The organism is Nocardia sp. NPDC006044 (assembly GCF_042871115.1).
Classification (GTDB): domain Bacteria; phylum Actinomycetota; class Actinomycetes; order Mycobacteriales; family Mycobacteriaceae; genus Nocardia.
This window is the reverse complement of sequence record NZ_JBIAID010000002.1, coordinates 1,200,741-1,223,859: the sequence shown is the minus strand read 5'-3', so window position 1 is coordinate 1,223,859 and position 23,119 is coordinate 1,200,741. Positions and strand designations below refer to the sequence as shown.

Here is a 23,119-nt window from a genome sequence, read left to right as displayed (position 1 = left end):
CGTGGCGCGTTTCGTATCGACTCGAGTGCTGCGGTCAGCGCGTGCGCCGGATGCGTGTCGCGAGGAGCAGGCCGCCAAGGAGGAGCGCTGCCCATACTGCGTGGGCCGCAATGGCAATGCCGCGATCCGTTGCCGAGCCGGCGTGCTGCCGGATCGGGCCGGGGACTCGATACAGGGCGAGGTCGGCGTCGCCGAATACCGGATCGAGTTGCGCGAGGGTGGTTTTCGATTCGCCGAGCGGGCCGGGCGTGCCGCGTTCGAGCAGAATCCAGCCGACGCCCTGGTCGGCCAGTTCCCGGGCGGAACCGCCGTGCAGCAGTAGGGTTTCCACCGTGCGGGCGCGGGTGCCTTCGCCGGATACGGTGCGGCCGCGGACCGGGAGTTCGCCGGTTTGCAGGACGTCGCGGGGCAGCAGGCGGGGTGCCGGATCCAGGACCGGCGCCGTCCCGCTGTACCGGAACTTCCGGAACATCCCGCCGGGCAATACCGCGACATCGCCGGAATCGTCCATCCGGTCAGCGACCTGCTGCCATCCGGCGGGGTAGTGCACAGGCCGCAAGGCACCGCCGGCACCCCAGGCGAGATCGAGTAATGGCAGCACCAGCAGGGCGATGAGAATCGTTGCGACCGTGCCCGTCACAGTTGTGGATAACTTCGGCACCCGGTCGAAACCCGAGCTCGGCAATGACGGGTCGTCGGTGCGCTGTGCATTATCAGTTGCCGCGCTCGCCGGGGCAGTCGAGAATCGTCTGGCGAGAACCCCGCAACCCGCGGCGGCGCACAGCGCGTAAGCGGGCATCGCCAGCGCCACGTACTTCTGCGTATCCCGGAGCAGACCCGCGCCGGGAACATGGGCGACGAGCCATTCCAGCACATGCGTGCCCCACGGCGTCGCACCGAGTGCGGGCAGCAGAATGGCGAGCGCCGCGAGTACGACGAGTGCGCGGCGAACGTATCGATCGCCGCCGTCGGAGATCACCGAGCGGACCCCCGTCGCGACCACCGCGAGCAGCAGCAAGGTGCCGATCAACGCGAGAAGCGTTGTGCGCGAATCAGGTACCGCATCGCCATTCCAGATGCCGCCCAGCCCCGCCAGACTGCCCAGCGTGCCGAGACCGGGCTCGGCACGGGCGGCGAACGCGGCGATCCCGGCCGGGTCGGACGGCTCCCCGGCCGCCCCGGACAACGCGGTGGCGGTCAACCACGGCACGGACGCGGCGACCAGCAAGGCCAGCACACCGGCGACATACCGGCGCCCGGCCAGCGACAGCGCGGTGACACCGGCGAGCAGAGCGCCGGTCGGCGTGAGCCCTGCCGCGGCAAGGCATCCCGCCAGGCCCGCCCAGGTGCCGGCCGCACCGTCGGTCCGAATCCGGTACGCGGCCAACGCAACCCACGGCAGCGCGGCATACCCGGCGAGCAAACTCCAGTGCCCCTGCACAAGGCGTTCGGCGACATACGGATTCCACAGCGCCACCGTCGTGGCGACGAGCTGCGCACCGATCGGCGCGCCCAGCAGTTCGCGCGCCAGCACCGCCGCCCCGTAGCCGGCCGCCCACAGCGCGACGAGCAGAATCGCCTTCACGATCAGGCCGCCATCGATGACCGGCGACAACACCGCCAGCACCGCATCCTGCGGCACCGCCCGCGGCGCGGCATCACCGAGCCCGAGTGCCGAATCGGTCAGATAGGAGCGCGGCGTACTCACCGCGTCGCGCAGCAGCAGATACCCGGACCCGAGCAGCGGACCCAGGATGAGCAGCGCGAGCACCGCGCTGTACCCGGCCGGGACACACCTCACCCACCAGTCGCGTCGCCGCCAGCTCTCCGTCACGCTTGTGCACCCTACGGTCCGCCCGCCCGCGTCACCTACCCGCGCACCGTGCCGCGACGCCCGGAAAACAACTCGGCACCGAAGCGGCGCATCCCTACCCTGATCTGGTGGCCCGGAGATCCCCGCAGGAGAAGAAGCAGCTCAGCTACGCCAAGGACCGCCGAAACGACTACGGCGAGAACGACAAGGCGTCGCGCAAGAACCTGCCGCGCAAACGCGCACGCGTGCACCGCGCCAACCGGCACCGGGCGCACGCGGAACTGCACGGCGCGACCGGGCCGCTCGATGTCGAGGCCTCGGACGCGGCCGAAACCCGGCTGCGCGGTCTCCGGCCCAAGAGGTTCAAGAAACAGCCGGATGTTCCGCTCGGCGAGTACGTCCGCTGGAAGCTCGGCCGACGATCGGCCGAGTGAGCCCGGCCGAACACGCAAACCCGGCCGCATTCCGCCGGGCCGGTCGATCAGGAGGCTTCCGGCGCGGCCGAGGTCCGGCTGCGCGGTCGCCGGCCCAAGAGGTTCAAGAAACAGCCGGATGTTCCGCTCGGCGAGTACGTCCGCTGGAAGCTCGGCCGACGATCGGCCCGGTAACGCAATTCCCGCCGCATTCCGCAGCGCGGGTACGCGCGCTGCGAGATCTGTGCGGCAGCCGGTCGCGGCGGGGCGGGCCGTAGCGGCCGGCGCGCAGGTGGGACGATGGCGGACGTGTCTGCTGTCCGTCGGTTTCCTGTGGTGGCGGATCTGACGTTGGTCACGGCGGGCGCGATGACCGCCAATGTGGCGGGATACCTGCTGCAATTGCTGGCCGGACGGTGGCTGGGGGTCTCTGGGTACAGCGAGTTCGCGAGCCTGCTGGCGGTGCAATTGCTGTGTGCCGTGCCCGCGCTGGCCCTACAGAACGTGGTGGCCCGGGAGCTGGTCCGGGGAGCGAGCGTCACCGCGCTGCGCGGTTTGCAGTGGCGGTGCGCGGTGATCGTCGCGGTCGTCGTCGCGGTGCTGGTGCCGGTGGTGACCAGCGCGTTGAACGTCGGTATCGCGGCGTGCGCGGCGGCGCTCTGCGCGGCGCCCGCACTGGTGCTGCTGTCCGGAGAGCAGGGAGTTCTGCAGGGCGGCAGGCGGTTCCGGGCGTTGGGCGTCGTGCTCGGCGCCGCTGGAATTCTTCGCGTGGCGCCCGCCCTGGTGGTGCTCGCCGTCGGTGGCGGCGCGGCGCCGGCCCTGGGTGCGGCCGCGCTGGGCATCGCGGTCGCCGCGGTCTTGGCGCGCTTCGTCGCCGGCTCGCCACCCGCGCGGACCCGTACCGGAACCGATGAAGACGAGGTAGTCCACGCCATCGGGGTGCTGCCGGTGCTGCGCGCCGCGCAGGTGCAGGCGGCGCTGATGGCGTTGTCGTCCACCGATCTGATCGTGGTTCGCATGGTCCTCGACGACGCCGACGCCAGCCGCTACGCGCTCGGCACCATCGCCGCGAAGATCGCGTTCTGGCTGCCGCAGGCGGTCGGTGTCGTGCTCTATCCCCGGATGGCCCAGCCCACGCATTCGGCCCGGGCGATCAGGTCCGCGCTCGCGGTACTGTCCGGCATCGGCATCGCGGCGGTGATCTGCGCCGCGCTCGCCGCGCCGCTGGCTCCGTTGCTGGCCGGCCAGGACTACGCGCCCATCCAAGGCTTGCTGTGGCTGTTCGCCCTGCACGGGGCGATCCTCGCGGTGCTGCAAGGGGCGATGCTCTCCGCGATCGCGGTCGACCGGACCGCCCTCGCCGCACTGACCTGGCTCGGCCTCGCCGTCGAAGTGACACTGATGGTTTCGTTCGCCCGCTCGATTCCCGCGCTCATCACCATCGTCGCCTCCGTCGCGGCCGTCACCACCCTCGTCGTCGCGGTGATCGTCCTACGCACCGCGGATCGCGACAGCGACCTGCACGCCCGCCAGCCCGAGCGATTGCCGTAGATACCCCTCGATCTTCGTCGGACCCGTGGCCGCGCGGCGCGTCTGTGCACAGATTCGGGGGCATCATCAACGCAGCGCCGACATCGAGACGCGCACAGAATCATCCGACGCGATCTCGCCGGAGAATTCTGCGCAGCGGACGGAAGCCTGCCCGCGATACGCGGCTATCACCCCTGGCAGGAGGCCGGCGGGCCTACGATCGGGCGCATGATCACTGCTGTGCACACGCTGGTCTACGCAGCGGATTCGGACGCCGCGCGCGCGTTCTTCCGGGACGTCCTGCGCTGGCCGAATGTCGACGCGCACGAGGGCTGGCTCATCTTCGGCACCGGCCCGAGCGAACTCGGCGTGCATCCCGCCGACGGCGCGCCGCGCCACGAGATCTCGCTGATGTGCGATGACCTCGAGCAGACCGTCGCCGAATTGCGCGAGCGCGGAGCGCAATTCGCCGGCGACATCGTCGACCGTGGTTTCGGCCGGTGCATCGACCTGCGCGTCCCCGGCGCGGGCACGATGCTGCTTTATCAGCCTAGGCACCCGGTCGCCTATTCGCTCGAAACATAAGGGCGGAAAAACGAATTCGGCCCCCGGTCGATGACCGGGGGCCGGAACTCAGTGCTGACTCAAGGCTGCTTGGTGATCTTGATCTGCTCGGTCGGCGGATCGGTGTCCACCCGGCGCGCACCCCGGCCCTGGCTCAGCGGCCCACCGGTGCCCGCCGCGGCAGGCGTCGAACCGCCACCGCGAATGCCGAGCACCACACCGACGATCAGCGCGATCACACCGACCACACCGAGGACGATCGGCATGATCCGCCCGTACAGCGACAGCTTGTCGATGTTCTCCTTGGCCACCGAGATCTGCGACTCGATGGTGTTCTCGTCGAACACGATGTGCGACTTCAGCGCGGTGACCTCGGGCTTGGAATCGCGGCCGTAGTACAGGTGGATCTGCTCGCCACCCTTGATCACGGTGCCGGTCTTCGGCTCGACCCACAGGTCACGGGTGTTGGTGTACCAGCGCGACATGGTGACGTCGCCCTCGCCGGGCACGCCCCACTTCGCGGCGGGGAAGGTCAGCTTGTTGGTCGGCGCCTTCACCACGTCGTTCAGGTTGGTGGCGGGGATCGACTGCTGGAAGTGGTAGACCTTCATGTTGTTGATCTCGGTCTCCTCGACGAACTTGGCGTCGGAGGTCTTACGCGCGTTGAGATCGAAGTACGGGTAGTCCTTCTTCTCGGTGCCGATCGGGAAGCGGTACTGCAACCCGGTGTGCTGCACCGGATCCGCGACCGACTTCATTTCCTTGTCCACGGTGACCGCGATGGAGCCGTTGGGCTCCTTCGCGACCGGCTCACCGGTCTTGCGGTCGATGGTGACCCGGTCGATGGTCGCGGTGAGCAGGCCGGTGTCGCCCTGCTTGTCGATGCGCCGCAACGTCTGACCGGCCTGCACCGTCATCTCGTCGGCGTCGGAGGGTTCCTCGACGGTGACGAAGCGCTGGGAGACCAGGGGCACGTTCGAGTCGATCTTCGCGGCACCCTCCGGCGCGCTGAGCGACTTGGAATCCAGCACCAGGCTGTCCTCGCCCGGCGCGTTGGTCGCGATGGTGGTGATCTCGAGATCGAGGGGAGTCTTCGCCAGTTTGCCGACGGTGTAGGTCGGGATCAGCAGCGCGGCGACGATCAGCAACGCGCCGAGACCCACGAGCAGGCAGGCCACCGTCCTTCTGGTTCCGGCACTCAGTGCCATGCAAACTCTCCTCGTCGTAGAACAGGGTCGTTCCGGCGAGTACGGCGGGCCTCCCGCGGCACTCGTGAGCCCCGACACTAACAGTCCGGTGTCGTACCATGCGGTGCCGAGGCCGGAAACGGCCGAGAAATCGCCCGAGTTTAGCGTGGAATGTGAAACGTCGAGTTATCACCTGAGAATTGGCAAGCCGGACTGGAGCCCAACGAGTGAAAGCATCGCGCAGCGATGGGACCCGCGCCTTCCTGCCCGCGCTCGAGGGGATGCGCGGAATGGCCGCGCTCGGAGTGTTGTTGACCCACGTCGCGTTTCAGACCGGGGCCGCGGGCACGCCGGTGATCGGGCGGGTGCTCGGCCGGTTCGACATGGCCGTCGCGGTGTTCTTCGCGCTCTCCGGGTTCCTGCTCTGGCGCCCGCATGCCGCCGCGGCGCGGGGCCTCGGCCGTGCTCCGTCGCTCGGGTACTACCTGCGCCACCGCGCCGCGCGGATTCTGCCCGCGTATTGGGCCGTGGTGTGCGCGGTCCTGGTTTTGCTGCCGAGTGCGGCGGGCACCGCCGGGTTGCGCGTGTGGGTGTCGAATCTGGCGCTGCTGCAAGTGTTCGTGCCGCTGACGTTGACCGACGGATTGACGCAGATGTGGAGTCTTTCGGTCGAGGTGGCCTTCTATCTCGTGCTGCCCCTGCTGGCGTTCGCGGCGATGTGGTTGCGTGGCAACGCCGCTCGGTGGCGGGTGCCGGTGCTCCTCGGCGTGGCCGCGGTGTCGCTGAGTTGGAACTTCATTCCGGTGCCGACGCCCGACGCGATTCATTCCGACAATTGGCTGCCCGGATATCTGCCGTGGTTCGCGATGGGAATGGTGCTCGCCGAACTGTCTTTCGATAGCGGACCGCTATCGCGATGGCGTCGGCCGGCCGGGAATCAATGGGTGATGTGGGCTATCGCGCTGGCCGCGTTCCTGCTCTCGTCCACCGATGTCGGCGGCCCCGGCGGACTGACGCATGCCCAGCCGTGGCAGTACGCGGCGAAGATGGCACTCGGCGCGATCATCGGTTTCGGGCTGCTCGCGCCGCTGGTGCTCGGCGACCCCGGCCGGCCGCATCGCTGGCTGCGGTCGCGGGTCGCCGCGACCATCGGACGCTGGTCCTACGGCATCTTCCTCTGGCATCTCGCGGTGCTGTGGGTGGTGTTCCCGGTGTTCGGGATCGTGCCGTTCAGCGGAGACTTCGGCTACGTCCTGGTGCTCACGGTCGCGCTGACCCTGCCCGTCGCGGCCGCGAGCTATGCGCTGATCGAGGAACCGATGCGGCGGTGGGCGCGCGGCCGGGACCGGGCGACGCCGAAGCCGGAAGTCGAGGAAGAGGACCGGCTCGCGGCGCCCTGACGGTTCAGGTGTCCAGCTGCCGGTGCATGTCGAGCAGGTGATGGCGGAGTTCGTGCAGGGTGTGCAGCGCGAGCCAGCGCAGCGAACGCTTTTCCGGCTCCGGATAACTGAAGATCAGCGTCCGTTCCCAGTCGCTCGCGTCCAGCCGGTCGAGCACATTGGCGAACAGCAGCGCGGCGTCGCGGAGTTGGCGCCCGACGTCGGAGGGCTTCTGGTCCGCGTAGCCGTCGTGCTCGACCCGCTCGTCGCGACCCATCGGCGTGGTCTCGGGGGTATCCGAGCGGCGGGCGGCCAGCACCCGCTCACGCTGCATGAGCAGCACATCGCGCATGTGGCAGGCGTATTCGAGCGGAGACCAGGTGTCGGGGGCGGGTCGCTGCCGTAACTTCGGTGAGTCGGTGAGGAGCAGATCCGCGTATTCCACCGCGTGCTCTTTGGCCAGCGGCGCGACCTCGGTCGCGCGGGTCAGGTCGTAAACGAAACCGCATTCCGCACAGGTACTCACGCAGGGTCACATTATCAACGAGGTCCGTTGCGGCGCAGCCCGAATGGCCGATGGGCAGGCAGCGCGGCGACGCCGACCGCGATCACCGCGAGCACGGCGGGCAATTGGGCCCACAGTGACCCGCCCATGTAGCCGCCGGCGGCGCGCCACGGGCCGGTCGACAGGACTGCCGCCGAGAGGGCGGTGCCGAGTCCGGCGACGATGACCAGCGCGCGTGGGGGAAACCCGGGGACGAATCGGACCGCGGCGAGTGTGGCTGCGGCGGCTAGTGTTCCGACCGGGCCTGCGATGATGGTCGCGGCGGTGACGAGGCCGATCGCGCCGAGCCAGCGGGGTCCCCAAGTCAGTGGTTCGGAATCCGTCACGGCATCAACGTCGTTCGGCTCGACGGCCGTGCTCTCCGCCTGGTCGGGATCGGTATTCGGCTTGGCGTCAACCGGTTTCACCGGACGAGCGCGCCGCGGGATGGCCAGCGCGATCAAAGGCAGGAGCAGTAGGAGGCCGCCGAAGATGCCGAGCCGATACCAGCGATCGGCGGGGAAGGAGACGGTGACGGGTCCGTCCGCGCCGGGCGGGAGCAGCCAGGCCTGTTGCCAGCCATCGACCACCACGGGATCGAGCGTGCGCCCGTCGGAAGTCGTTGCGCGCCAGCCGACATTCGTGCTCAGCGGCAGCACCAGCAGGCGGGTGCCGGACGTCGATGGCGGTGGCGCCGTGAATCCGGTGCGGTCGAGGCGGAGCCGGTCGACGAAGAACAGGTCGGTCGGGCCGACCGTGACATCGGCTCTGCCCTGGGGCAGCGCGAGGTCCTCGGCCTGGAGCGCGTCGTCCGCGCAGAGCTGTGCCGGAACCGGTGCGCCGGAACGCAGTTGGCCGGCGGTGGCGGTGACCGACGTGCGCCGGAGCTGTCCGTCGATATTGATCGTGGGCCCGATTTCGCACGGGACCGTGATTTCCCGATCCAACGCCGCGGGCGCGGGGTAGTCCGGGCCGAGCACCCGCACCTCGGCCAGGCCCGGTGGCTGGGACTGCACGAAGCCGAGCGCCGTCATGTCCAGCACCGGTTTCCAGGTCCGGATGCTGAGTTCGATGCGATCGGTCACGGTGGGGTGCAGGGAAATTCGGACCGGCCCGCCGGGCTCGCTGTGGTCCGGTTCGCGCACCTGCGGACCGTCTCCGAGATTGACCACGACCGAGGTGGGAGCGGCGGGCAGGCCGCCGAGCGACGGGGTCAGCTCCAGTCCGCTCACCAGCGCGGGTTCGGGCAGTTCGATCGTGAGGGTCGGTTTGGCGCCGGTCAGCGACCGAACCGAGTCCTCCGGCGCGGTCCAGCTGGTGCGCGGATCGCCGTCGGTCGCGGCGAACGCGGCGCCGCGCACGTCACCGACGTCGGCCTTGCCCCGGGCGATCGGCTGGTCGCGGTCGGTGAGCAAGGCCTCCAGCGCCGGGCCCTGCCTGGTCCGAACGGTCAGCCGAGGCGTCACGGACATGGGTTCGGGCACCGTCAGCGTGCGTTGGAAGGTGCCCGGCTCCTCCGGCGCGAGGCCGAGACCCTTGCTGCAACGCACCCGATTCGGCGACTCGAAACACGCGCTGCGCCCGGGGAATTCCTGTCCGAGGTCCCAGCCCGCGAGCTGCGCGCCGGTGCGGGCCGGCGGCAGGACGGTCCGGTGCCGGATGTCGACGTGGACCGGCTGATCGCGGACCGAGTAGTCGTCCAGGCTGAGTTCGCTGATACCGAACTGCCCACCGCGCTTGCCGGTTTCGGTGCGGATCGCGGTGATGGTGACCCACTGTGTCTTGCCCGCGGGCAGCGAAACCGACACGGGTTTACCGGGTTCGGGGATGCGCGAGGTCACGGTGCCGTTGGCGGTGCGGACCTCCACCCACTTCACCGGATCGCCGATGGCGGCCGCGCTGGTGCTGAAGGTCAGTTGCCCGACCCGGATCGGCTGGTCCAGGTCGAGCCGAAGCCATTGGCCGAGGGCGTATTCGGAGCCGTTGCTGATCCAGGATGTCGCGGGATCGCCGTCGACCACCGCCGCGGTCGAGCTGCCCGGTGCGGCCCCGCCCAGCTGGGTGGCGTCGGCGGCCGAGCTGGACGCGGTGATGGTCGCGCCGGACCATTCCCCGCGCACCAGGCCGGCGCCGTCCACCGGATAGTCGGGCACCAGGTTGTGCGTGCGGCGCGCGTCGTCGGGCGCGCGGAGGGCGGAATTGTGGTTGTCCACCCGGCCGAAGTCGGACTCCCGATCCATCGGGGTATCGGTGACGGTCAACGGTCCGGGCGGCAGTCCGGCGCGGGCCGCGTCGGCGGCGAGCAGGGTCGGCGCCTCGGTGGTCCCCGGATCGCGATGCAGACGTTCGAGCACCTCGGGACCGCCCTGCACCACGGGCACCGAGTCGAGCGGAACCGTGTACGCGCCCGGGAACGATTGCGGCGCACCGGTTCCGCTGCGCACCTCGGCCGGTGTACCCGGCGTCGGCGTCTGTACCCGGTAGATCTCGATCGCGGGGTACGCGGGCCGCAGATCGCCGTCCGCGACCAAATCCTCGGCGATGACCTTGGCTTCGATCGGATCGCCGAACTCCGCCACCTTGGTCAGGCCGGGCGACCCGTCGATCGCGCTGTGCGCCAGCATCGGCCGGGTCGACCGCGAGGTCTCCGGGTCGAGATCGTTGCGCAACACCAGAATGCCGATGCCCTGCCCGGCCAGGGTCGCCGCGAGCCCGGCCGACGGTCTGCCGTCGGCGATCAGCCGCTGGACCGAGTCCATCGCGCGGATGGTGCCCGGCGGGTTCAGCGGCACCGAGTCGCGGATCGCCCAGGGCGTGCCGGCCAGCGCCTGCAACGGCTCGTCGCGGGTCAGCCCCCACACCTGACTGCCGAACGGCGCGCCGGGCACGACCAGCGCCCGGGTCTCGGCGGCATTGTGCCGCAACCAGTCCGCGGTCTGCTGCCAATACGCGGGTACCGCGTCGTAGGCGCCGCGCGGGGCCAGCTTGCCGGTCCAGGCCAGCGAGGTGGACAGGGCGAGCGCGGTGAGGATCAACGCGGCAACCGCGACGGAACGGTCCCGCTCCGGGTGTGCGAACGCGCTGCGCCACACCGGCATCGGCACCGAGGCGGGCAGCGGCACCCTGGCCAGCAGCTGAGCCAGGCCGAGTACCAACGGGATTCGGATCAGCGGCTCCAGCTTGTGCACATTGCGCAGCGGCGCGCCGCCGGAATCCAGGAACACCCGCACCGACTCGGCGAACGGGCCGCCCAGTTCACCGACGTATCCGGCGCAGATGCCGACCAGACCGACGCACAGGATCAGTGTCAGCCGCCCGCGATACGGCATGGATCGCATCGCCAGTCCGGCCATGCCCGCCGCTGCGAGCAAACCGGTGGCAAGCACCGCGGCGGGCTGGGTGACCAGCACCGCGCCCGCGATCCGCTCCGGTGAGACGAACGGTGTCCAGCTGTCCGTGCCGCGCAGCACCTCGGCGAGCGAGGCCCACTGCGTGGTCACCCCGGACGATTCGATGTAGTCCAGGAACGGCGGGCTCACCTTGCCGAGCAGCAGCAGCGGCACCGCCCACCAGAATGTGGCCAGCACCAGCAGCGGCACCCAGGCCCTGGTGAACCGCCACCACTCCCGATTCGGCCGATACGCGGCCCACCACAGCAGCGCGGGCAGGAACGCGGCGACCGTGGCCACCGCGTTGACCGATCCCATGAGCGCGAGTGCCAGCGCGCTGCCTGCCGCGGATTCGGCGCCGCCGCGCCGCTCGCGTTCCGCCGGCCGGCCGGTGTCCGCTGCCCGTCGGCTGTGCCGTCGATAACGCACGCCGAGCGCCGCCGGCGCCAGCAACACCCACGGTGCCAGCATCATCGGCAGCGTCTCCGAGGAGATCGAGCCGAGGGTGGTGAGTACCCGCGGCGACAGCGCGAACGTCACCGCGGCGATGACGCGCGAACCACGGGTGCCTATGCCGAGGGTTTCGCAGAGCCGGATGATGCCCCAGAATCCGGCGAGCAGCAGCAGCGCCCACCAGATCCGCTGGGTGACCCAGGCGGGCAGGCCGAGGATGTGTCCGAGAGAGAAGAACGAGCCGTGCGGGAAGAAGTAGCCGTAGGCCTGATTCTGCACCTGGCCCATCGGGGCCTGGCTGCTCCACAGGTGGCCGGCGCGCGCGAGAAAACCCAGCGGATTCTGCGCCAGGTCGTATTTGGTGTCGGCGACCGTGCGCCCCGGCGTCTGCAGGAAGGTCAGCAGGAACGCCGCGAGCACCGTCCCGGCGAACCAGCGTCTACCCAGCGGCGCGATCGAGTGCCGCCGCGCCGCCGGTTCGAGCGAGTCGGCAGGTGAAGCGGGGGTCAGCTCAGCGACTGCCGTACTCGACGTTGTTCAGCAACGAGGAGTCCTTGTCTCCGCTGCGGTCGATGTCCGGCCGCGAGTTCTGCTGCACCGCAACCGTGACGAGGAGCACCGCGATCACGCCGAGCACGGCGCCGCCGACAGCACTCGCAACACCAGGAACAGCAAACTTCATTGCGGCACTCCAATACATCGATGCAGGCACATTCCCGGTCAACCTAGCAGCCCGCTCCGGTATCCGGTGCGTTCAGCCCGCCGATTCCGGGCAGGTAATGCGCTGGGGCGGCGATCACAGCGGGTCGACGGCGCTATCGGCGGTCCGGGCCGTCAGTGCACCGGGATGGCCCGTCAGTGCGCCGGAATGGCGCAGTGCAGGCTGCCGAGCAGGGTGCGGAGTTTGGCGGTGGTCTCGTCGAGCTCGGCCTTGGGATCGGACGCGGCGACGATGCCGCCGCCCGCGTAGGCGTGCACGGTGCGCCGGTCGGCGGACAATTCCGCGCAGCGGATCGCGACCACCCACGCGCCGTCGCCGTCGGCGTCGCACCAGCCGACCGCGCCGCCGTAGAAGCCGCGGTCCTCCTCCAGGTCGGCGATGGTGTCGAGCGCCAGGCCGGTCGGAGTGCCGCAGACGGCGGGCGTGGGGTGCAGCAGCAACGCCAGGTCGAGGGCGGTGGTCGACGCGTCGCGCAGTCGTCCGGTGATCGGCGTGGCGAGATGCCAGACCTCGTGGGTGCTGATCAGTTCCGGGCCGCCGGGAATGGACAGTTCGGCGCAGACCGGGCCGAGCCGGTCCCGGATCCATTCGATGACGAACGCGTGCTCGTCGCGATTCTTGGTGCTGGCCAACAACTCTCGCGCCTGTGCCGCGTCGGCGTCCGGATCGGCGCGCCGCGGTGCGGTGCCGGCCAGCGGGCGCAGCGTGACGGTGTCGCCGTGCCGGGCGATGAGCACCTCGGGGGTGGCGCCGACCAGCGTCGCGCCGGTGCGTCCGGCCGGGGTCAGGTCGACCGCGAACACATTCGCGTGTGGATGCCGGATCAGCAGGTGGGCCGCGACGAGTTCGGGCGCCAGCGCGTCGGCCGCATCGGCCACCACCGACCGCGCGGCGACCACCTTGCGCAGCGGCTGTGCCGGATCGTTCAGCTGTTCGACGAGTTTCGTCACCCGCGCGATATGTTCTGCGGCACTGGGGATCTCGGTGACGAACCGCACGGCGGGCAGCTCGGGCAGCGCGGCGGGCCGCCACGGTCCCGCGGTGCGCTCGACCCGCTCGGGCACGCTCAACGCGGCCGGCTTGCGCGGATCGAACGGCAGCGCACCGACGATCATCTCCGCATCGCCGTCCCGCAGCGCGGCTACCGCCCGATCGGCCCGGTCGAAGGCGACCCGGCTGCCGAACGCCCGGACCACCCCGTCCGGCTGAGCAAGCAGGAATCCATCCATAGTCTCTCGACCCTAACCCCGCGCCCGCCCGCCGTGCCCGGCCCGTGAGCGCACTCACGACTCCCCAGCGCTCGATTCCACCGTGGAGAGCACGCGCCGCTGTGTCATCGGGTCACTCGCTCACCGCTAGCCGGTTTTGGCGGCGGGCTCCTTACCGGGCGGGACCATGAGGACCGGGCGGTGGCAGTGCTTGAGCACCGCGTCGGCGACGCTGCTGTGCAGGAGCGCACGGATGCCGGTGGCGCCGCGGGTGCCCGCGACGATGATGTCGACGTCCAGGTCGTCGGCGCATTCGACGATGGCGTTCCAGATGGTCGTGGTGCATTCGGCGGTGCGCGCCTCGGCATTGAGCCCGGCGAGTTTGGCCAGCCGGACGCCCTCGGTATTGATCGTGCGCGCGTCGACGTAGGCGACGTCCTCGATCTCCTCGTCGGGAACCCACTCCGGCTGCATCACCCCGGACAGGCCGGACAGGCGGGCGGCCTGACGCACCATCGGCTCCCACGCGGTCAGCACGATCGCTCTGTCCGCACTGAGGAACCGCCCGGCGTATTCGATGGCCCGCTTGGCGTTCTCGGACCCGTCGTAGGCGATGAGCATCAGATCGCAGGGCACGATGACCTCCTGGTGGGAGACTCACGGCTGTTAATCAAGGCTACCTTGACCGGGCCCCGCCCACCTGCTGGCGCGCGGAATCGCGAGCGCTCTGTACGGTTGACGTCCATGCGGAAGACGCCCCTGCTCATGCTCGCCGTGCTGGCCGCCGTCGCGACCGCCTGCTCGAGCGGCGGTGGCGGCGACGCCGCGCCGCCGTCGGCGGCGGGTCCCGCCTCGACGGCCGGATCGTCCACGCAGGCAACGACATCCGCGAAACCGGATTGCAAGACCGGCTATCTCGCGCAGTTCACCCTGCGGCAGAAGCTGGCACAGTTGCTGACCGTCGGCATCACCGGCGCCGCCGATGCCGCGAACGTGGTGAGCACCGAACAGGTCGGCGGCATCTTCGTCGGCAGCTGGACCGATCTCACGCTGCTCACCTCCGGCCAGCTCGACCAGGTCAAGCAGTCGGCCAAGGTGCCGCTGATGGTGACCATCGACGAGGAGGGCGGCCGCGTCTCCCGGGTGGGGAACCTGATCGGTAAGGCGCCGTCGGCCAGGGCGACGGCGGAGACCATGACCGCCGAACAGTTCCACGACGCCACGCTGACCAGGGGCCGCGCGCTGAAGGACCTGGGGGTGACGGTGGACTTCGCGCCGGACAGCGACGTGAGCAGCCAGCCCGACGATTCCGTCATCGGCGACCGCTCCTTCTCCGATGACCCGGCGGTGGTCACCAAATACGCCGACGCCTACATCAAGGCCATGCGTGAGGTCGGCGTCGGCACCGTGCTGAAGCACTTCCCCGGTCACGGCTCCGGCTCGGGCGATTCGCATCGCGGCGCGGTGCGCACCCCGCCGCTGGCGGATCTGCAGAATGTCGACCTGGTCCCGTTCCGCAACCTGATCACCTCCGGCGCGGGCGTGATGGTCGGCCACCTCGACGTCCCCGGCCTCACCACCCCGGACGTGCCGGCCAGCATCAGTCCGCAGGTCATGGCCCTGCTGCGCGGGGGCAGCGGGTACGGCGCCGCGCCGTTCGAGGGTCCGATCTTCACCGACGATCTCAGCGGCATGGCCGCGATCACCAGCCGGTTGTCCATCGCGGACGCGGTGGAGGCCGCGTTGGTCGCCGGCGCCGACAACGCGCTGTGGATCAGCACCAACGCCGTGTCCAGCGTGCTCGACCAGCTGGAGCAGGCGGTGGCGGCCGGTCGGCTGCCCGCCGCCAGGGTGGACGCGTCCGTGCTGCGCATGGCGACCTTCAAGGGCGCGCTTCCGCGCTGCTGAGGCACTGTTTCCGCGACTGGTGAGCAAATGCGACCCACGGAACTTACCTTGGAGTAATATATGAACTTCACCATGCGGTAGGAGAGTGGATGGCGGGCGGAACGAAGCGACTTCCTCGGGCGGTTCGTGAGCAGCAGATGCTCGATGCCGCGGTCGAGGTGTTCTCGCGCAAGGGCTTCCACGATACATCGATGGATGCCATTGCCGCCGAGGCGAAGATATCCAAGCCGATGCTCTATCTGTACTACGGCTCCAAGGATGAACTGTTCCGTGCCTGCATCCAGCGCGAGGGCCTGCGCTTCATCGAATCGGTGGTGCCCGCGGGCAACCCGCAGCTCTCCCCGCACGAACAGGTACGGGTCGCGCTGGAGGGCTTCCTCGGCTTCGTCGACCGCAACCGGCGTTCCTGGCAGGTGCTCTATCGCCAGGCCATCGGCCAGCAGGCGTTCGCCTCGGAGATCGAGAACGCCCGCGAGCGCGTCATCGAACTGACCGCCAAGCTGCTGGAATCCAGCGCCAAGCACCCCGAGCCCGGCACCAACTTCGACATCGTCGCGGCCGCGGTGATCGGCGCGGGCGAGGCGATCGCGGACCGGGTGGCCAGCGGCCGCATCGAGGTGGCCGAGGCGGTCGACCTGCTCGATGATCTGGCGTGGCGAGGTCTGGCGGGACGCAAGAAGGCGGAGTAGCCGGAGGGGGATTCGGCGCGCCGTGACGGAGTAATTCCGGTATAGCGGTTGACGGCCTGCCAGAGTGCGGAGATCACCAAGCACAGACCGGCTCCGACCACGGCGAGCCGGGAGAACGGGGCGGAATTGTTCGGGTTGCTCAGGCCGTGTTCGCACGGCGCGGCGAAGTATGGAATCGATGCGGCAGAGTGGCGCACGCACATGTGCGGGCTGTGCCTCGGGCTACGCGACGGGCATGGTCAATTGGCCCGGGCGACAACGAATGTCGACGCGATCGTGTTGAGCGTGCTCACCGAGGCGCAGTCCGCGAGCGCGGTCGAGCGCACGCAGGCGGGGCGGTGTGCGCTCCGGGGGATGCAGCGCGCGTCGGTCGCCTCGGCGAAGTCGCCCGGCGTGCGGCTGGCCGCGACGGCGTCACTGTTGCTGGCGTCGGCCAAGGTCCGTGACCATGTGGACGACGGCGACACGGCCGTCCTGGCGCGTACACCGATGGCGAAGGCCGCGAGCCGTTGGGCCGGTCAGGCGCAGGTGAGCGCCCAAGGGATCGGTTTGGATGTAGAACCGCTGGTCGCCGCGCTGAATACGCAAACGCGGCTGGAGCAGTCCGCGGGCAGCGGGGCGGATGCGCTCGCGCGCCTGACCGCGCCGACCCAGCTCTGTGCCGCCGAGTTCTTCGCGCACACAGCGATATTGGCCGAACGCCCGGATAACGTCGACGCAATGCGCACGGCGGGTTGGCAATTCGGCCGGATCGCACACCTGGCCGATGCGGTGCAGGACTACGACCAGGATATGGCCCGCGGCCGGTTCAATCCGCTCGCCGCCACCGGGACCTCCATGCCGCAGGCGTACGACCTACTGCGGGAATCGGATTCGCGACTGCGCGACGCGGTCGCGCAGGCCGAGCTGGACGCGGTCCCGACCGTCCGCTGGATGCTGCTCGACCCGCTGACGTCCGTGCTCCGCAAACTCGGCCATGGCATCGGCGCAGTGGCCGGTCACGCCTGCGGAATGTCCCACGGCGACGTGCACATGGACTCGCGGCGTACGGGTCAGCGCCCCGGCCTCGGGGAATCCCTCACGCTCATCCTCGGCTCGTACTGCACCGGCTATGCCTGCTGCGCCGAACACACCCAGCCGTGCACCGGCGAACGCAAGCAGCCGTGGATCAACAACTGCGATTGCGGCGGCTGCGATTGCGGCTGTGGCGACTGTGACTGCGGCTGCGGCGACTGCTGTGGCTGCTGCGACTGCAGCTGCTGAACCACTTGCCGCGCAACGATTCTCGGAAAACGACGGGAGCCGCACCCGATTCGAGTGCGGCTCCTGATCGTTCGGTGCGTCAGCGCAGCGACGCGGTGAGGTGCGGGAACCCCTTCTTCGGGTTCAGCACGGCCAGATCCCAGCCGCCGGCCACCTGATCCGCGTACACGTTCACCGTCGACGGCAGGAAGATCGGCTTGCCGAACTTCACCGAGTAGGTGGTCTTGGCCGGCACCCGGCCCTCGATCGTGCCGAGGATGTGCGCGGCCGACCACATGCCGTGCGCGATCGGCTTGGGGAAGCCCAGAGCCTTGGCGCCCAGCGACGAGATGTGGATCGGGTTGTGGTCGCCCGACGCGGCGGCGTACTGGTTGATCGTCTTCTGATCGATCCGCCAGGTGCGCAGCGGCGGCGGCGCGGCCTCCTCCGGCTTGGGTTCCGGCTTCGGGCCGCCGGACAGCGAGGTGCGCTGCTGGTGCAGGAACGTGGTGACCTGCCGCCAGACCAGCTCCCGGCCGACGCTGATCTCGCTGATCGCGTCGACCAGCAGCCCCTTCGGGTGCTCGCGCAGATTCTCGATGTGCGACTTGATGTCCAGCGGCTCGCTCACCGAGATCTCGCGGGTCCGCTCGATCACGTTCTCCGCGTGCACCGCGCCGACCGCGACGAACGGAAAGTCACGCTGCACAACGAGTTGCATGACGATCGGGAAGGTGAGGATGAACGGATAGGTCAGCGGCAGCGCGTCGCCGAACCGCAGTCCGGTCGCCCGGCAGTAGGCGGCCAGATGATCCGGATCCACGCGCAGGCCCTCGAGCCGGCTCGACCGATCCGGCAGCGTCGACTTGCGCCCCGAGACCAGCGGCAGCGGGATCGCGCCCAGCGCCGCCTTCAGGTACAGCGGGCCGTTCTTCGGTGTCTCTTTCAGGGAGATCACTTGCGACATCATGCTCCGATCAGGCTCTGCCCGCAGACGCGAACGATGTTGCCGGTCACCGCGTTCGACGCCGGGCTGGCGAAGTAGGCGATGGTCTCGGCGACGTCGACCGTCTGCCCGCCCTGCAGCAGCGAGCTCATCAGCCGGCCCGCCTCGCGGGTGGTCAGCGGGATGGCGGCGGTCATCGCGGTCTCGATGAAGCCGGGCGCCACCGCGTTGATGGTGATGCCCTTCTCCGCCAGCTTCGGCGCCTCGGCGTTGACCATGCCGATGACCCCGGCCTTGGACGCGCCGTAGTTGGTCTGGCCGCGGTTGCCCGCGATGCCGGCGATGGAGGAGACGTCGATGACCCGCCCGCCGTCCTTCAGCGCACCCCTGGCCACCAGGCCCTCGGTGATCCGGTGCGGCGCGGCGAGATTCACGTTGAGCACCGAGTTCCAGCGGCCCTCGTCCATGTTGGCGAGCAGCTTGTCCCGGGTGATGCCCGCGTTGTGCACCACGATGTCGATGCCGCCGAAGCGCTCGGTGGCGAACTCGGCCAGCTTCTCCGCGGCGTCGGGCGCGGTGACGTCCAGCGCGAGCGCGGTGCCGCCGACCTTGTTCGCGGTCTGCGAGAGCGCCTCACCGGCGGCCGGGATGTCGGCGACGATCACGGTCGCGCCGTCGCGGGCGAACACCTCGGCGATGGTCGCGCCGATGCCGCGCGCGGCGCCGGTGACCACGGCGACCTTGCCGTCCAGCGGGCGGTCCCAGCTGGCCGGGGCGGTGGCGTCGTCCTTGCCGACCCGGATGACCTGGCCGTCGACGAACGCGGACTTGGCCGAAAGCAGGAAGCGCAGCGTCGATTCCAGTCCGGTCGCGCCGGTGGAGGCCTCCGGGTGCAGGTAGACCAGCTGTGCGGTGGCGCCGCGCAGCAGCTCCTTGGCCACCGAGCGGGTGAAGCCCTCGAGCGCGCGCTGGGCGATCTGCTCGTCCACCGTCGAGGCGAGCTCGGGGGTCGTGCCGATCACCACGATGCGGCCGGACGCGGCGATGCTGCGCATGGCGGGCTGGAAGAACTCGTAGAGCTGCGACAGATCCTCGATCGAACCGATGCCGGTCGCGTCGAACACCAGCGCGCCGAACTTGGTTCCGGCACTGGCCGAATCGGCGAACGTGTAGTCGGTCAGCAGCGTGCGCAGCGGCTCGGCGACCCGGCCCTTGCCGCCGAGCAGCACCGGCCCGGGCAGCGGCGCTTCGCCCGCCTTGTAGCGACGCAGATTCTCCGGCTGCGGCAGCCCGAGCTTGCTCGCCAGGAACTGACCCGGGGAGGAGTGTACGAACGATCCGTAGAGGTTGGGCGCACCCTTGCTCTTGCTGGCTGCCACGGTCCCTGCCTTTTCTGTGTGGTCGGCGGCGTGCACGGTCCCTGCCAAGCTACCGCCGCCGGGACTGTCGCTCACGCCGCGATTGTGTTCTCGGGTCTGCCGTTTACCCCCGCATTCGGTCTGCTCACGCACATTTGCGGGGTACGGTGTCGACAACAAACTTACTCCAGAGTAAGTTTAATGTAAACCAAACCGCGACGGGGCGCCGATCAGTGGAGACTTCCACGCGGACTCCGGAGCGCCGGACATCCCCAACGAGACCTGGAGACTCGAGTGACAACCAAATCCCGTTCGGCGAAGAGCACCGCCAAGACCGGTAAGACCACCCGCCCGGTCGCGATCGTGGGCGGCAACCGGATTCCGTTCGCTCGCTCCGACAAGGCGTATGCGCACGCCTCGAACCAGGACATGTTCACCGCCGCACTGGACGGCCTGGTCAGCCGGTTCGGCCTGCAGGGCGAGCGGCTCGGCATGGTGGTCGGCGGCGCCGTGCTCAAGCGGGTCGGCGAGCACGGCATGATCCGCGAGAGCGTGCTCGGCAGCAAGCTCAGCCCGTACACCCCGGCCCACGATCTGCAGCTGGCCTGCGGCACCGGTCTCCAGGCCATCGTCACCGTCGGCGACGGAATCGCCCAGGGCCGCTTCGAGGCCGGCATCGGCGGCGGCACCGACACCACCTCCGACGCCCCGATCGGTGTCAGCGAGGGCATGCGCGAGTGGATGCTGGACGCGAACCGGGCCAAGTCCAACAAGGACCGGCTCAAGCTGGTCGGCCAGCTGCGCCCGAGCATGCTCGGCATCGAGATCCCGCGCAACGCGGAGCCGCGCACCGGTCTGTCCATGGGTGAGCACGCCGCGATCACCGCCAAGGAATTCGGTGTGCCGCGCGAGGCGCAGGACGAGCTGGCCTACCTCTCGCACAAGAACATGGCCGCCGCCTACGACCGCGGCTTCTTCGATGACCTGATCACCCCGTTCCTCGGGCTGACCCGCGACGACAACCTGCGTCCCGGCTCCACCATCGAGAAGCTGGCCACGCTCAAGCCGGTGTTCGGCGTCAAGGCGGGCGACGCCACCATGACCGCGGGTAACTCCACCCCGCTGACCGACGGCGCCTCCGCGGTGCTGCTGTCCAGCGAGGAGTGGGCCGCCGAGCGCAACCTGCCGGTGCTGGCCAACCTGGTCGACAGCGAGGTCGCGGCGGTCGATTACATCCACGGCCCGGACGGCCTGCTGATGGCGCCGACCTACGCGGTGCCGCGCCTGCTCGCCCGAAACGGCCTGACCCTGCAGGACTTCGACTACTACGAGATCCACGAGGCGTTCGCCTCCGTGGTGCTCGCCACGCTGTCCGCGTGGGAGTCCGACGCGTACTGCAAGGAGCGGCTCGGCCTGGACGGCGCGCTCGGCTCGATCGATCGCAGCAAGCTCAACGTCAACGGCTCCTCGCTGGCCGCAGGCCACCCCTTCGCCGCGACCGGCGGCCGCATCGTCGCCTCGACCGCGAAGCTGCTGGCGGAGAAGGGATCCGGCCGCGCGCTGATCTCCATCTGTGCCGCCGGCGGGCAGGGCGTCGTCGCGATCGTCGAGCGCTAAGCACTCCCGAAAGGTGGCATCCGGTGTTCCCGGATGCCACCTTTCGTCGTTCAGCGCACCAGACTGCCCCGGGCAGCGGCGAATCGGACCACGCCCGGTGCGAATCGGCCGAAGACGTACTGGAGCCTGGCCTCTGGGGTCACCGGCACGACATCCTTGTTCTTCCGCACCGCGCGCACGATCTGCTCGGCGACCTTCTCCGGCCCGTAGCCGCGCAGGCGGTAGAGCCGGTCGTAGAGCTGTTGCCTGCGCCGCTCCTCCTCGGCGGAGACGCCCGACATCCGCGTGTTCGCGACGATATTCGTGTGCACGATGCCGGGGCAGATGGTGCTGACACCTATTCCGCGGCCGGCCAATTCGGCCCGCAGGCAGTCGGAGAACATGAACACCGCGGCCTTACTGGTCGAGTACGCGCTGAACGCCTGCTGCGGTGTGTAGGCCGCCATGCTGGACAAGTTGACGATGTGCCCGCCGAGCCCGCGATCGGCCATCGCGCCGGCGAACGCACGGCAGCCGTTGACCACGCCGTGCAGGTTCACCGCGAGCACTCGGTCGAAATCCTCGGCCGAGGTGTCCAGGAACCGCCCGGCCTGGCCGATGCCCGCGTTGTTGATCAGCACGTCGGGCACGCCGTGTTCGCGGATCACCCCGTCGGCGTGCTTACCCATCGCGGACTCGTCGGACACGTCCAGCTCATAGGCGTGCGCGGTGCCCCCGGCCTGCGCGATCAACGCCACGGTGACCTCGGCCGCGACGCCGTTGACGTCGGACACCACCACCTCCGCACCCTCCTGGGCGAACGCCAGTGCGGTGGCCCGGCCGATACCGCTTCCGCCGCCGGTGATCACGACGAGCTGATCCTCGAACGGCCTGCGCGGCACACCCATTCGCGCACGGCGTAATGCCCGGGCCGGCGGCGTTCCGGTCACCGAGTCGATCAATTCGATGGTGGCCGCGGCGAGCAGTTGCGGATGCGAGAACGGCAGCCAGTGACCGCCTTTCACCACGCGCAGCCAGACCTGGTCGGCCCACCGGTCCTCGTCGGCGTAACTCGACTGCCGCACTGCGGGATCGCGGGTGCCGATGATGATCTGGGTTGGCACCGTGGTGAATTCGTCCCGGGCGCGCAGCGGATTCGCTGCCCAGGTGGAGCGATAGATCCGCAGCCCGTTCGCCATGTCCTGCTTGAACGTCGGTGCCAGATGAATGTTCTCCGGCGCCGCTCCCTCGGCCGCGGACAGCGCGGAGCGCCAGAGCTGTTCGCTCATCCCCACCTTGATCGCGGCCTTCGGCAGTGCGGGAAGCGCGAGAAAGGTCGAGTAGGCGAACGAACCCAGCTGGGCCAGCGGCAGCGCGATATTGCGCGGCGTCGGCCGGGACAGGCGCGAGCGCGCCCACTTGCCCACATGCGCGATGCTCGGCCCGGAGACCGAGGTGAACGACGCGATCAGCCGGGCCGAGTCGGGCCGGCAGACGACCTCCCAGGTGGCGACGCTGCCCCAATCGTGGGCGAGCACGTGCACGGGTGCGCCCCCGCCGAGCGCCTCGATCACCGCGACGTAGTCCGCGGCCAGCGTCGTGGTCGAGATGGCCGCGGTGCCGGGCGGGTTGGATGATTCGCCGTGCCCGCGGTTGTCCACGCTCAGTACCCGGAAGCGCTCGGTCAGCTCCGGCACGACGTTGTCCCACAGGTGATGGGAGTCCGGCCAGCCGTGCAGCAGCAGGATCGTCGGCCCATCCGGATTGCCTTGCTCATAGACGGCGAGGTCGACCTCGCCGTTGCGGACCACGTGCTTCTCGGCCATGGATTCACCCCACTATCCGGGCCGCGGCGGTCGCGGTCCGTGGACGTAGCTGTCCGCCCCATTCTGTCTGAGACGGTGAGATTCGGGTAGTCCTAACCGCGGTGATGACCCGCCCGGGACTGCTGTGAGCTTTCTCATGAATATCGACTCACATCCGCGAAGCATTTCGCTACGTAGCAGAGGCTATTTAGCAGCTACTAGCAGGCAACTTGTGTGTTACAAGTTTTCTCCGCTTGCCGTGAGCTCGTCATATCGTTTCTTGCAGCGGGCTTGATCTGTGTGTTTACCTGCACGTCACCTACTGTGCTACCGGGGATCGGCAATCGATGAGGTGTTAAAGCGCTGATTAATCG

The 23,119-nt window shown here is 69.4% G+C and carries 18 protein-coding genes; 8 read left to right on the top strand and 10 right to left on the bottom strand.

What is annotated here, in order from left to right:
* Positions 1 to 34 precede the first annotated feature (34 nt).
* A complete protein-coding gene (locus tag ACFYO1_RS23180) occupies positions 35 to 1,834 on the bottom strand; it encodes a hypothetical protein (RefSeq protein WP_387234441.1) in 1,800 nt (599 codons plus the stop codon).
* A 107-nt stretch (positions 1,835 to 1,941) separates the two neighbouring features.
* Between ACFYO1_RS23180 and ACFYO1_RS23175 the strand changes: the two genes are divergently transcribed.
* From ACFYO1_RS23175 to ACFYO1_RS23165, 3 genes are all read left to right on the top strand, one after another.
* On the top strand, positions 1,942 to 2,247 hold the full coding sequence (locus tag ACFYO1_RS23175) for a hypothetical protein (protein WP_387234438.1): 306 nt from the start codon (positions 1,942 to 1,944) through the stop codon (positions 2,245 to 2,247).
* A 279-nt stretch (positions 2,248 to 2,526) separates the two neighbouring features.
* Entirely contained in the window at positions 2,527 to 3,777 is a 1,251-nt protein-coding gene (locus ACFYO1_RS23170) for a polysaccharide biosynthesis protein (RefSeq protein WP_387234435.1), read from the top strand.
* 207 nt (positions 3,778 to 3,984) lie between these two features.
* Positions 3,985 to 4,341, top strand: coding sequence for a VOC family protein (locus ACFYO1_RS23165; protein WP_387234432.1), 357 nt, complete (start codon positions 3,985 to 3,987; stop codon positions 4,339 to 4,341).
* 59 nt (positions 4,342 to 4,400) lie between these two features.
* On the opposite strand, the gene ACFYO1_RS23160 is transcribed toward ACFYO1_RS23165, so the two are convergent.
* A complete protein-coding gene (locus ACFYO1_RS23160) occupies positions 4,401 to 5,528 on the bottom strand; it encodes a DUF3068 domain-containing protein (RefSeq protein ID WP_387234429.1) in 1,128 nt (375 codons plus the stop codon).
* Between the two features lie 260 nt (positions 5,529 to 5,788).
* Between ACFYO1_RS23160 and ACFYO1_RS23155 the strand changes: the two genes are divergently transcribed.
* The gene (locus ACFYO1_RS23155) at positions 5,789 to 6,907 is read left to right on the top strand and encodes an acyltransferase family protein (RefSeq protein WP_387235331.1); all 1,119 of its coding nucleotides are present in this window, start codon (positions 5,789 to 5,791) and stop codon (positions 6,905 to 6,907) included.
* Positions 6,908 to 6,911: 4 nt separating this feature from the next.
* Here ACFYO1_RS23155 and ACFYO1_RS23150 read toward each other — a convergent pair whose 3' ends face one another.
* From ACFYO1_RS23150 to ACFYO1_RS23130, 5 genes are all read right to left on the bottom strand, one after another.
* Positions 6,912 to 7,412 (bottom strand): DinB family protein, encoded by a 501-nt coding sequence (locus ACFYO1_RS23150; RefSeq protein ID WP_387234426.1) that lies wholly within the window; start codon positions 7,410 to 7,412, stop codon positions 6,912 to 6,914.
* Positions 7,413 to 7,426: 14 nt separating this feature from the next.
* Positions 7,427 to 11,692 (bottom strand): alpha-(1->3)-arabinofuranosyltransferase family protein, encoded by a 4,266-nt coding sequence (locus ACFYO1_RS23145; RefSeq protein WP_387234423.1) that lies wholly within the window; start codon positions 11,690 to 11,692, stop codon positions 7,427 to 7,429.
* Positions 11,693 to 11,783: 91 nt separating this feature from the next.
* Positions 11,784 to 11,954, bottom strand: coding sequence for a DUF2613 domain-containing protein (locus ACFYO1_RS23140; protein WP_083894819.1), 171 nt, complete (start codon positions 11,952 to 11,954; stop codon positions 11,784 to 11,786).
* A gap of 173 nt (positions 11,955 to 12,127) precedes the next feature.
* Complete coding sequence (locus ACFYO1_RS23135; RefSeq protein ID WP_387234420.1) at positions 12,128 to 13,222, bottom strand: isochorismate synthase MenF; 1,095 nt, start codon at positions 13,220 to 13,222, stop codon at positions 12,128 to 12,130.
* Positions 13,223 to 13,348: 126 nt separating this feature from the next.
* Positions 13,349 to 13,837: a universal stress protein gene (locus ACFYO1_RS23130; protein ID WP_387234417.1), complete on the bottom strand. Its 489-nt coding sequence runs from the start codon at positions 13,835 to 13,837 to the stop codon at positions 13,349 to 13,351.
* 108 nt (positions 13,838 to 13,945) lie between these two features.
* Between ACFYO1_RS23130 and ACFYO1_RS23125 the strand changes: the two genes are divergently transcribed.
* The 3 genes from ACFYO1_RS23125 (at position 13,946) to ACFYO1_RS23115 (ending at position 17,061) form a co-directional block, all read left to right on the top strand.
* Complete coding sequence (locus ACFYO1_RS23125; protein ID WP_387234414.1) at positions 13,946 to 15,109, top strand: glycoside hydrolase family 3 N-terminal domain-containing protein; 1,164 nt, start codon at positions 13,946 to 13,948, stop codon at positions 15,107 to 15,109.
* Between the two features lie 89 nt (positions 15,110 to 15,198).
* Positions 15,199 to 15,798, top strand: a complete 600-nt coding sequence (locus ACFYO1_RS23120) for a TetR/AcrR family transcriptional regulator (protein WP_150400211.1) — start codon at positions 15,199 to 15,201, stop codon at positions 15,796 to 15,798.
* A gap of 48 nt (positions 15,799 to 15,846) precedes the next feature.
* A complete protein-coding gene (locus ACFYO1_RS23115) occupies positions 15,847 to 17,061 on the top strand; it encodes a DUF5685 family protein (RefSeq protein ID WP_387234411.1) in 1,215 nt (404 codons plus the stop codon).
* Between the two features lie 79 nt (positions 17,062 to 17,140).
* Here the strand turns inward: ACFYO1_RS23115 and ACFYO1_RS23110 are convergent, their stop codons facing one another.
* Both ACFYO1_RS23110 and ACFYO1_RS23105 read right to left on the bottom strand, forming a co-directional pair.
* Positions 17,141 to 18,010, bottom strand: a complete 870-nt coding sequence (locus tag ACFYO1_RS23110; RefSeq protein WP_387234409.1) for a MaoC family dehydratase — start codon at positions 18,008 to 18,010, stop codon at positions 17,141 to 17,143.
* Positions 18,007 to 19,365 carry a 3-oxoacyl-ACP reductase gene (locus tag ACFYO1_RS23105; protein ID WP_387235329.1) on the bottom strand — a complete coding sequence of 453 codons (1,359 nt, stop codon included), beginning with the start codon at positions 19,363 to 19,365 and terminating at the stop codon, positions 18,007 to 18,009. Before ACFYO1_RS23105 ends, ACFYO1_RS23110 begins: the two co-directional genes overlap by 4 nt.
* 273 nt (positions 19,366 to 19,638) lie before the next feature.
* Here ACFYO1_RS23105 and ACFYO1_RS23100 point away from each other — a divergent pair, with 273 nt between their 5' ends.
* Positions 19,639 to 20,961 (top strand): acetyl-CoA C-acetyltransferase, encoded by a 1,323-nt coding sequence (locus ACFYO1_RS23100; protein ID WP_387234406.1) that lies wholly within the window; start codon positions 19,639 to 19,641, stop codon positions 20,959 to 20,961.
* A gap of 50 nt (positions 20,962 to 21,011) precedes the next feature.
* Here the strand turns inward: ACFYO1_RS23100 and ACFYO1_RS23095 are convergent, their stop codons facing one another.
* A complete protein-coding gene (locus ACFYO1_RS23095) occupies positions 21,012 to 22,766 on the bottom strand; it encodes an SDR family oxidoreductase (RefSeq protein ID WP_387234403.1) in 1,755 nt (584 codons plus the stop codon).
* Positions 22,767 to 23,119 lie beyond the last annotated feature (353 nt).

Coding starts and splice junctions, on each gene's coding strand:
- ACFYO1_RS23170 (WP_387234435.1), top strand. CDS start 2,527: ATGGCGGACGTGTCTGCTGTCCGTCGGTTTCCTGTGGTGGCGGATCTG.
- ACFYO1_RS23165 (WP_387234432.1), top strand. CDS start 3,985: ATGATCACTGCTGTGCACACGCTGGTCTACGCAGCGGATTCGGACGCC.
- ACFYO1_RS23160 (WP_387234429.1), bottom strand. CDS start 5,528: ATGGCACTGAGTGCCGGAACCAGAAGGACGGTGGCCTGCCTGCTCGTG.
- ACFYO1_RS23155 (WP_387235331.1), top strand. CDS start 5,789: ATGCGCGGAATGGCCGCGCTCGGAGTGTTGTTGACCCACGTCGCGTTT.
- ACFYO1_RS23140 (WP_083894819.1), bottom strand. CDS start 11,954: ATGAAGTTTGCTGTTCCTGGTGTTGCGAGTGCTGTCGGCGGCGCCGTG.
- ACFYO1_RS23135 (WP_387234420.1), bottom strand. CDS start 13,222: ATGGATGGATTCCTGCTTGCTCAGCCGGACGGGGTGGTCCGGGCGTTC.
- ACFYO1_RS23125 (WP_387234414.1), top strand. CDS start 13,946: ATGCGGAAGACGCCCCTGCTCATGCTCGCCGTGCTGGCCGCCGTCGCG.
- ACFYO1_RS23120 (WP_150400211.1), top strand. CDS start 15,199: ATGGCGGGCGGAACGAAGCGACTTCCTCGGGCGGTTCGTGAGCAGCAG.
- ACFYO1_RS23110 (WP_387234409.1), bottom strand. CDS start 18,010: ATGATGTCGCAAGTGATCTCCCTGAAAGAGACACCGAAGAACGGCCCG.
- ACFYO1_RS23095 (WP_387234403.1), bottom strand. CDS start 22,766: ATGGCCGAGAAGCACGTGGTCCGCAACGGCGAGGTCGACCTCGCCGTC.